This window comes from Slackia sp., assembly GCF_977041755.1.
This window is the reverse complement of sequence record NZ_CDRRGL010000074.1, coordinates 1-9742: the sequence shown is the minus strand read 5'-3', so window position 1 is coordinate 9742 and position 9742 is coordinate 1. Positions and strand designations below refer to the sequence as shown.

The window sequence follows — 9742 nt, the reverse complement described above, 5'->3', positions numbered from 1 at the left end:
GACTCAGTAGCGCTCGCCACGAAAGCAAGCGCCATGGCCACCACGAAGGTAGGCGCCCAGCAATCCATCCCCACGCTCGCCGAGGTCGAGTAACTCAGGGCCCCAGTAAACGAAACCTGTTAAATGCTCGTAGCGTTTGACAGGTTTCGCTGGCCTAACGATCTCCGGATCGAGATTGGTCCCAAGGCACCCGGCCGCTTCAAGCACCTTGTCGCCTGAGACGGAATCAATTTCGGCCGCATCCAACAGTGCCGCAGCACAACCATCGAACATGGTGATGCCGAATTCACCAGGCAGGGGATCACACAGCACGCCTAAGAAAACGCGTTACATGCTACGAGTATTAGCACGTTCACAATGCGCGGAAAGCATCGCCTATGCTTTTTCCAGCTTCACGTGGAAGCTGATGGCGCGGGTGGTATCGAGCCCGTCGAAGCGCACGATGTAGGCTCGCTTTTGCATGTCGATTTCCTCGACAATGCCTTCGCCGAACACGGCATGACGTACGCGGCTGCCCTGGCGGAATCGCACATCGGCACTCATGCCGGCAATCCACTGGTCGTTGGCCGCATACGCGGCGCGTGCAGCCTCGAGCGCGGTTTGATCGGGCTTGTGGGAAAACATCAGGCACTCAGGGTCGATATCGAGCAGAAACCGCGACGGATAGCGCGGCGTGCCCTTGTGCGTGAAACCTTCGGCCTCGGTAAGGTACAGGCCATCTTCGGCGCGCGTCATAGCAACGAACGCGAGCCTGCGTTCTTCCTCCATTTGCTCGCGCGTTCGCGTTTTCTTCGAGGGCAGCACGCCTTCGCTCATCGAACACAAAAACACATGCTTGAACTCCAAGCCCTTCGCCGCATGAATCGTCATGAGCTTCACCTTATCGGCCTCATCATCCATCGCATCGGCGTTGGTGAGCAGTGCCACATGCGACAGATAATGCTCGAGCGTCACTTCTTCGCCGCACGTGGTTTCGAACTCATAGATGCTCTGTTTGAGCTCAGCCACATTATCGAGCCGCTCTTGACTTCCCTCGGTACGCAGCATGCGATCGTAGCCGCTCTCGTTAAGCACGGCCGCCATAACATCGCTTACCGCACGCCCCTCGAACTGTCCGCGGAATCGCTCGACGAGCGCCAGAAGCTGCTTTGCCTTGGTGCGTTTGAAAATTTCATCGTCGATGGTTTGCTCAAGCGCTTCATATAGCGTGCACTCATGCCCATCGGCCCACTCGCGCAGAAATGCCATGCGTCGCTGGCCCATGTTGCGTTTCGGCACATTCGCCACGCGCGCAAACGACAAGTCGTCCTGATACGCCACGAACCGCAAATAGCTCAACGCGTCCTTCACTTCGCGCCGACCAAAGAACGGAACCCCGGAATACAGCGTATAGGGAACATTGGCCTGCATTAATGCTTCTTCTACCGCACGCGATGCATAATGCGCGCGATACAGCACCGCCATGTCACGATACGCCACCCCGGCCTCATGCAGCTTCTGAGCGCCTTCCGCAATCCACGCCGCTTCTTCTTCGGGCGATTTTGCATGGTGCCATACCGTGGGGCCATGAACGCCGCGCTGCGCCTCGAGCCGTTTGGGAATGCGCTGTTTGTTCTTCTCGATGAGCGAATTCGCCACGCCCAGCACTTCAGGCGTGCTGCGATAATTCTCGGTCATAAGAATGGTCTTGCAACCCTCATGTGCATCGGTGAAATCGAGCAGGTACCGAACGTCGGCGCCACGCCATGTATAAATCGTTTGATCAGGATCGCCCACGACGAACAGGTTGCGATGGTATTCAACAAGCTTTTCCATGAGCGCGATTTGCAGCGCGTCGATATCTTGAAACTCGTCGATCATGACATATTCAAGACGCTGTTGCCACTTCAGCGCAATATCGGGGAAATGGTCGAAAATATGCAGCGTGATAATGATGAGGTCGTTGTAATCGAGTCCAAAGCATTTCTTTTGCTGATACAGATACCCATAGAAAATGATGTCGTCCACTTTGCGCGCATCAAGATATTTTTGCTTGAGCTCCGTCAGCGGAAGCGAGAGAAGGTCGAGATAATAATCGGGGCGCTCTATCGTTTTCAAAATCTCGATCATATCGCGCGCCTTGCCGAAGGTTTTCTCGCGCAGGGTGATTTTGCGCTCATCGTAAATCACCTGCAGCATCGCATCAATATCGGCATTGTCGAGTACCAGAAAGCTTTGCGGGTACCCCACGGCATGCGAATCTTCTTGCAGCACCGAAACGCAGAAGCTATGGAACGTGCAAATGTAACCCGTATCGTTATCGCCCGTCACGCGACGAATGCGCTGGCGCATTTCGTTGGCCGCCTTATTGCTGAACGTGACGCACAAAATATTGCCCGGCAGAATGCCCAGGTCGTTGACCAAGTACGCGAACCGATGCGTGAGCGCGCGCGTTTTGCCCGTACCCGCACCCGCAATCACTCGAACGAAGCCCTCAGTCGTGGTAACGGCTTCGAGCTGCGCAGCGTTCAGCTGAGGCTCCTCAGGCGTCGCAAGCCCCGTAGCTTTTTGTATGCTCGTGAAATATGTTTGCTCGTTTTCCATGCGGAACAGTATAGCAAAAACGAACAGGTGTTCCTATATAAAAGTTAATGTGCCTGGCGAGACATGCGCTTCCGCTTCGGTCAAGTCCTGCTCGCAACGAAGGCGCCACTGCGCCTTCTGCTCGTGCGGAATCTATCGGAAACGCACGTCTCGCCAGGCACACCACATCAAATCGATGCCTTGGTCGGCAGACCAAAGCGCTTTCGGTACGCAAGCCGCAGCTCGAACCCGAAACGCGCCGCCAGATCACCGCGCAGCATCGAGCCAACACCTTAATCATCAGGCCAAAGTATTACCTGTTCTCAATGTTTCCGATATTCTTCAGCTCGATCGAAATCATGCCGTTCGGCATGCTTACAAATTCGATGAAATCGGGATTGTGAGAGTACTCCGTAGGGAAAGTGATTTCGATGCCCGTATCGGTACGAATTTTGTGGTTGCGAGCCAAACGCTGCGCCGCCTTCTTCTCCATAGGTACCTTGTCGGGCAAGTTTTCGGCTGCGACCGCTTCTTCAAAACGCTTCTGCATAGGCTCGTCGTCGAATACTTCTTCGGCCATGTCCCACGGCGCAAGATACGCCGAATCGTCGGCGTTTTCGTTCACGTAAGCCTTCGCCTTAGAAGCGGCTACAGCCGTGTTCGCGCCGAATTCCTGCGCGACTTCCTCAACGATACGCGTCACTGTGTCGACGACTTCCTTGCTCGACGCTTCACTTGAGCATTGCAGCAAACCCTCGGGCAAAAGCAAACGCTTCTCACCCGAAATCTCGCGTTCCTTGTCACAGAACAGCACTTCGAGCGTTTTGCTTTCCACGAGCGCGTAGCTCGAAAGCTTCTGCGAAGGATTCGGCAAAATGGCGTGATGGCGCGCGATGTCGACGCGCGTGCCGAGTTCTCCCCCGCCCACTTCATGCATGAATGCAGGACGGCTATTCAGCAAAGCCACAACAAAGTAGCGCTTGCCCTGTGCCTCATATGCGGCTTCCTGATCTTCCTCAGGCGTATCAGCTGAAACCTTGGGTGCATCATCTTCGAAGTCGGCAACGAGCACGTCGCAGCTTTCAGGCGATTCCATATGGCCCAACTCTTCGGCGATGAACTGAGCGCACTGGCGCGACAGGCTCACGAAATCGACCTGATTGGCGAAATAATCGCGCACCTCGCCCTCAAACGATGAGTCGGGCTCAAATTCGCCACGGCGATTTTCCACGCTCGAAAGCGCTTTTCGGCACGTCTTGCCCACATACGACTTCACCTTGCGATCGGAAAGATCGAGCTCCTCTTCGGAAAACACGTTCACGCACGACTCGAAGTCGCACACATGAAGAATCGCATGGTTCACACGCAGCATACGCACTCACTTTCAAACGCCAATAAACACGGCATTCCATGGTAGCGAACTTCAGCAAGCGCGCGGCCCATTCCCCGAGAAAACCTAAGAACGCGCCCCGGCCAAAAACCTGTTAAATGCTCGTAGCATTTAACAGGTGCCAGTCCAATGCAACACCACCGCACGCTCCAAGCGCGAGAAACCGAGCATAAAACAGACCAGATAAAACTCATGATGCAAATTACCCAAGCATTTGAAAAGGAGCCTGTCATTAACGAGGCGCTCCCGCAAACGAATGTTACGGGCGGCGGGAACTTTGAGCAAACCTGTTAAATGCTACGAGCATTTAACAGGTTTGGGCAAAAAAGAAGAGCCCGCGATTTCTCGCGAGCCCTTCTGTAAGAAGCAGGGGTTTCAGGCGAACCACCAAGGCTTAGTGAGCCAGGTCGTCCTTGCCGGAAATGTTGTGCTTCTCGATGTCGTAGGTCAGGCCACCATGCTCTTGACCGAAGAACATGAGCTTGGAAGGAGCCAGACCCTCGATGTTTGCCAGGTACGCATGAAGCAGCGTAAAGGCGATGAACACGAACATCATGAAGTAGTGGATGATGCGCACGCTCATAGCGCCACCGAGACCAGCGATAGCAGCCTCGAACAGCGGCATGTTCGCGCAGGGCGGCCACAGGCACAGACCGGTGAAGAACATGAAGATAATCAACACGGGGATGCACAGGTAGCTGATCTTCTGCGGAACGCCGAGCTTAGCAGACAGCGGGTGGTCCTTCTTGAGGAACAAGTAGTACTTGATCCACTGCGGGCCCTGGTGACGGTTGTCAGCCTGGGGCAGCCACGTTTTGTAGTCGGGAACCACTTCGCGGGTGCCAGCGGTCGGGGCGCTCTTCACAATGAATGCCAGCACAACGCGCAGCAAGCAGTTGATGAAGAGCACGAAGCCGAAGGCGATGTGCAGGCCACGGGCGATGCCCATGAACTCAGGCCAATACGGGAAGTGAATCGCGAAACCGGTGATGATAAGAACCACCATGGAAACGAGGTTCACCCAGTGAGTGAAGCGGAACGGAGCCGGATGGGCCTCACGGTAGTGTGCGAGATGTGCCATCTTACTTCACCCCCCACGGGCTGGTTACGGTCTCGAACTTCTTGCCGGTCTTCGGCTCGACGATATGCACAGCGCAAGCGGTGCAGGGGTCGAAGCTGTGAACGGTACGCAGCGCGTTGATCGGCTTCTCCACGTCTTCCACGGGCACGCCGATGAGCGCCTGCTCCAACGGGCCGTAGTTGCCCTGCGGGTCGTGCGGAGCGAGGTTCCACGTGGACGGAATGATGATCTGGTAATCGGTAATCTTGCCGCCCTTGACCTTCTCGGAGTGGTAGAGAGCGCCACGCGGGGCCTCCCAGAACGCGGTGCCTTCGCCATCGGACTTCTCGGGAGCACGGAAGTACTCGGAGTCGCCGCTCTTGATAGCTTCGCACAGCTCGTTAACCCATTCCTTCATCAGCGTAGCGATGTAGAGGGTCTCAACCTGGCGGGCAGCAGTACGGCCGAGCGTGTTCTGCAGAACAGAAAGATCGCCAGCCTGAGCGCCCAGAGCAACGAGCATCTCGTCGACATGCTGCTTGACGAACGGAACGCCGCGCTTGTAAGCGACAAGCACGCGAGCGAACGAGCCGGTCTCGAGAGACTTGCCGTCGTACAGCGGGCACTTGTCCCAAGTGTAGCGGTCGTTGACGTCGTACTCGGTGAATGCGGGCTTAGTGTCCTGTTCGAACGGCGGCAGATCAGCGTCGCCCTCGTACCAGGAGTGGCCAACATACTCGGTGATCTTCGACTCGTCGGGGTCGGAGATGTTGAAGTTCTCGTCGAGAACGCCAGCAGGCAGGTAGCGATTGCGCATGCGGTCGGCGTAGGAAGTGCCCTCGTCGAATGCATTCTCGAACACGCCCCAAGCGGCATAGCGGCCAATGCCCTTGCCGAACGTGGTGGCCTCGGGATAATACTTCGCGATGGCCAGCGTGTCGGGAATCATGGTATCGGCGACCCACTGGTAGACCTCGTCGACGAGGCCCTTGAGGTCGTCGAGCTTCTCGGCGGTGGGAACGAATGCCGTGCCGCCAGGAACGATGGTCATGATGTGGGGCATCTTGCCGCCGAGCAGCGCCGCAATCTCGGAAGCCTTCGACTGCATCTGCAGGGCTTCCAGGTAATGCGCGGTAAGAATGAGGTCGGCCTCGGGAGTCATGTTGTACTCGCCGGTGTCGAACCAGTTGCCGCTGAAGATGGAGAGCTGGCCGTTGTCGGCGAACTTCTTCAGGCGATCCTGCAGGCCAACGAAGTCGGCAGACGGGGTGCCCAGCTCGGTCGCCAGGTCGTAGGCGTCAGCCGCGTCGGCGGAAAGCGCGTTCAGCGGGTTCACATAGTCAAGGCCGGCCAGGTTGTACAGCCAAAGGATGTGGCTGTGCAGGAACTGCGCGCCCTCGACGAGGTTGCGGATGATGCGGGCATTGTTGGGAATGGTGATACCCAGAGCCTGCTCAGCTGCGATAGAAGCGGAATGCATGTGCGAAACAGGGCACACGCCGCAGATGCGCTGCACGATGTAGGCGGCATCTTCGGGGGTGCGGTCGCGCACGACGAGCTCCATGCCACGGAAGCAACCGCCGGAAATCCAAGCGTCGGTAACGACGCCGTCGGTAACCTCCATCTCAGCGCGAAGGTGACCCTCAATACGGGTAATGGGGTCGATAACGGAACGCGTCATTTACTCGTCGCCTCCTTTCTTGGCGTCAGATTTCGGGGCGTCGTCATACACGCCGATGGACTTATCAGGATGCTTAGCGTCCCAAGCGCGCTTCTTCTCGAACTCGGCGCCATTCGGCACGCGGCCGGCGGCCTTCATGCCGAAGCCATGGATGACCAAAGCGACGGCTTCGATGCCGATAACAGCAGCGGCAATGGTGCCAGGCTGGAACTTGAAGTCGCCGATGTTCAGGTCGCGATGGCGCTTGAAGAACGGCGTGTTGACCTCAATCCAGTTCTGGCCCGGGTTGTTCGGGTTGGCTTCGCAGCAGCCGATGCAGGGAGCGCCAGCTTCAACGCACCAAGAACGACGGTGGTTGTAGCGAACAACGCCGCAGTTGGCCTTGGTTTGCGGGCCGCGGCAGCCCAGCGGGTACAGGCAGTAGCCCTTGGCCTCTTCAGGAGAGCCGAACTGGTAGACGAACTCGCCATTCTCGAAGTGGCCACGACGCTGGCAATTGTCATGAATAGTCTGGCCGAAAATCTGCGTGGGCTTGTTCTCGGCGTTGAGCTCGGGCAGCTCGTCCAGCAGCAGGTACTGGATGAGCACCGCGCAGAGCCACTCGGGGTTCGGCGGGCAGCCCGGGATGTTGATGATGGGCACGTTAATGCCCTGCTCCTTGAGGAACGCCTGCACGCCCGTCGCGTTAGATGCGTTGGGGGCAGCAGCCATCCAGCCGCCGTTGACGGCGCAAGAACCAAGCGCCACGACTGCGGTCGCCTTTTCAGCGGCCTCAATCAGATGCTCGTTGCCGGTTTTGCCAGCAACGCGAAGCGCATTGCCGTCCCAGCCGTTGAGCACGGCGCCTTCATACACCAAAATGTAGTTGCCGGCTTCGATGGTCTGCTCCTTGGCCTTTTCCATCGAATGGCCCGCAGCAGCGGACAGGGTCTCGCTGTAGTTGAGCGAAATGAGCTCGAGCACGACGGCAGCAGCGTCGGGTGCGTCGATCTGCGCGAACGCCTCGGTGCAACCCGTGCAAGAAGCACCCTCGATCCAGATGACCGGGTACAGGTCGCCCCGGCTTGCGCCGATGACCGACTCCTCCAGAGCCTGAGCCACGCGCGGAGCGGCGACTTCACCCAAGCCAGCCATAACCGCGAGCGTGCCACACAGTTTCATGAAGCTACGACGCGAAACACCGCGCGCTTCGAGCATTCCCTGAAACTCTGAGGCAGTGGACTGTTTGTCCATTCGTACACCTCCTATTAGATGCATGGTGGAATCACTGACGGCTATGCATTATGGCGCAAATGATGCATGCAAGGTGGCAAAACCCGCCAACGGCAGCCTGTTGTGAAGACATTGCGGGAAATGGCACAACTATGTTACGCCGTTGACAAATCGTAACATGAATGTTGACTCTGGATATCTTTTTTTCGCCCAAATGGGGCGTTTCTGTCCGTCGTGTTTCCTTATACGGCATCCCTGAACTGGGAATAACCATTTTATAGTGAGGACACGTTTCCAATTCTTTGGACACTTTCCACTATTTGTGGTTTGCGGAAATGAGACAGGCTCAAAAAGTGACTAACAGGATATCCCCTAAAGCGGGGTAGTTACGAATTGAGTACGACGGCCACGCGAATCTGTCCTATTCACCGTAATGCATAAGCCCGAAAACGCTACGCGAGCCAGCCGTCGCCTTCGCGATGGAAGAAGCCTTCGCGCGCAAGATCGGCCATGATGGATTCGAATTCGTCGCTCTCCACCCCATCGCGGCCCGATTTGCGCTCCTCGGCATTCAATCGACGCAGCAATTCGGCCGACGAAAGCCCCGGCGCGGCCATGACTTCGCGCACGAGCCATGCGCGCTTTTGGCGGCGCGAGCCTTCAAATTTGCTTTGGCGCGTATAGGCCGCGGCCTTGCGGGCCGGATTTTTGTGGTCTTTCTTCAAACGAGCGCCCACATCGAGCAGCGCGTAATACCAGCCGCGCACATCTTCGGCGGGGCACGCGCGCTCTACGAGCGGGCGCAGCTCCTTGTCGGTCACGCGTTCGGCATCGCGGAAGAAGCAGTGGATGAACACCGCGCGCACGTTCGTCTCAAGATAAAGGCAGGGAACATCGCGCGCAAACGCCGTGATGCCCGCCGCGGTGGCGTCACCGATGCCGGGAAGCTTCACGAGCTCATTTACGCCTTCAGGCATGCGCCCGGCGTATTCGGCGGAACATATATCGGCGGCGCGCTTCAACGCGAGCGCGCGGCGGTTGTAGCCCAAGCCTTGCCATTCCTCGACCACATCGGACGAACTCGCCGATGCGAGCGCGTCGACCGTGGGGAAATGGCGCAAAAACCGTTCCCATCGGGAAAGCACGCGCGCCACCTGCGTTTGCTGCAGCATGGCTTCAGAAATCCAAATGGCATACGCGTCGCGCGTATTGCGCCAGGGAAGGTCGCGATACAGCGCCTGCCCCGCTTCGCGCACCCATGCCTGGAATTCCGCGATGTCGGCATCGCTGGGATCGCTCGAAAAAAGGGGCGCCTCAAGCGCCCCTTCAATGGTCATCGAACCTCTCCCGAAAACAGCTTTTCGAGCGTGATGGATTCGAAATAGTCCTGCATAAGCCTGTCGGCATGCTTCCAAATGCCGTGATACTCACAGCCGCCACAGCGCTCGCAGTATTCCGGGTCGGCCGAGCACGGCGACATGTTCATGGGCCCCTGAAGCGCGGTAAGCACATCGAGCACCGTGGTTGTCGCGGGATCGCACGCAAGCGTAAGGCCGCCCTTCGCGCCACGCACGGTTTTCAAAAGCCCCGCATGCACCAAATCGTGCTGAATGGAGCGGGCGAACGCATAAGGAATGCTTTCAGCGTCGGCCACATCGGACACCGACACATACGCGTCTTTGTTCGCATACGCCGCGCGAATGATGCGGCAGGCGTAATCGGTTCGGCGAGTAAGTTCCACGGCTATTCAACACTTTCGTCATCGTCGCCAAGCGCGTCGTAGCGCTGGCTTTCGGCTTCGGCTTCTTCTTCGAAATCGCGTTCGATATCGGCAATC

Annotated in this window: 7 protein-coding genes; all 7 read right to left on the bottom strand. The window is 57.5% G+C overall.

The features are described from left to right. Positions 1-375: 375 nt before the first annotated feature. The 7 genes from ACWI8T_RS06410 to ACWI8T_RS06380 all read right to left on the bottom strand — a co-directional run bounded on the left by ACWI8T_RS06410 (position 376) and on the right by ACWI8T_RS06380 (position 9646). Positions 376-2583, bottom strand: coding sequence for an ATP-dependent helicase (locus ACWI8T_RS06410; RefSeq protein WP_449138342.1), 2208 nt, complete (start codon positions 2581-2583; stop codon positions 376-378). 292 nt (positions 2584-2875) lie between these two features. Continuing rightward, entirely contained in the window at positions 2876-3934 is a 1059-nt protein-coding gene (locus tag ACWI8T_RS06405) for a nucleoid-associated protein (protein WP_288485532.1), read from the bottom strand. A 412-nt stretch (positions 3935-4346) separates the two neighbouring features. After that, positions 4347-5033, bottom strand: a complete 687-nt coding sequence (locus tag ACWI8T_RS06400) for a cytochrome b/b6 domain-containing protein (protein ID WP_449138341.1) — start codon at positions 5031-5033, stop codon at positions 4347-4349. A gap of 1 nt (position 5034) precedes the next feature. Then, positions 5035-6693, bottom strand: coding sequence for a nickel-dependent hydrogenase large subunit (locus ACWI8T_RS06395; protein WP_449138340.1), 1659 nt, complete (start codon positions 6691-6693; stop codon positions 5035-5037). After that, positions 6694-7926 carry a hydrogenase small subunit gene (locus ACWI8T_RS06390; protein ID WP_449138339.1) on the bottom strand — a complete coding sequence of 411 codons (1233 nt, stop codon included), beginning with the start codon at positions 7924-7926 and terminating at the stop codon, positions 6694-6696. 431 nt (positions 7927-8357) lie between these two features. Beyond that, a complete protein-coding gene (locus ACWI8T_RS06385; protein WP_449138338.1) occupies positions 8358-9242 on the bottom strand; it encodes an adenine glycosylase in 885 nt (294 codons plus the stop codon). Next, positions 9239-9646: an RrF2 family transcriptional regulator gene (locus ACWI8T_RS06380; RefSeq protein ID WP_114615446.1), complete on the bottom strand. Its 408-nt coding sequence runs from the start codon at positions 9644-9646 to the stop codon at positions 9239-9241. Before ACWI8T_RS06380 ends, ACWI8T_RS06385 begins: the two co-directional genes overlap by 4 nt. Positions 9647-9742 lie beyond the last annotated feature (96 nt).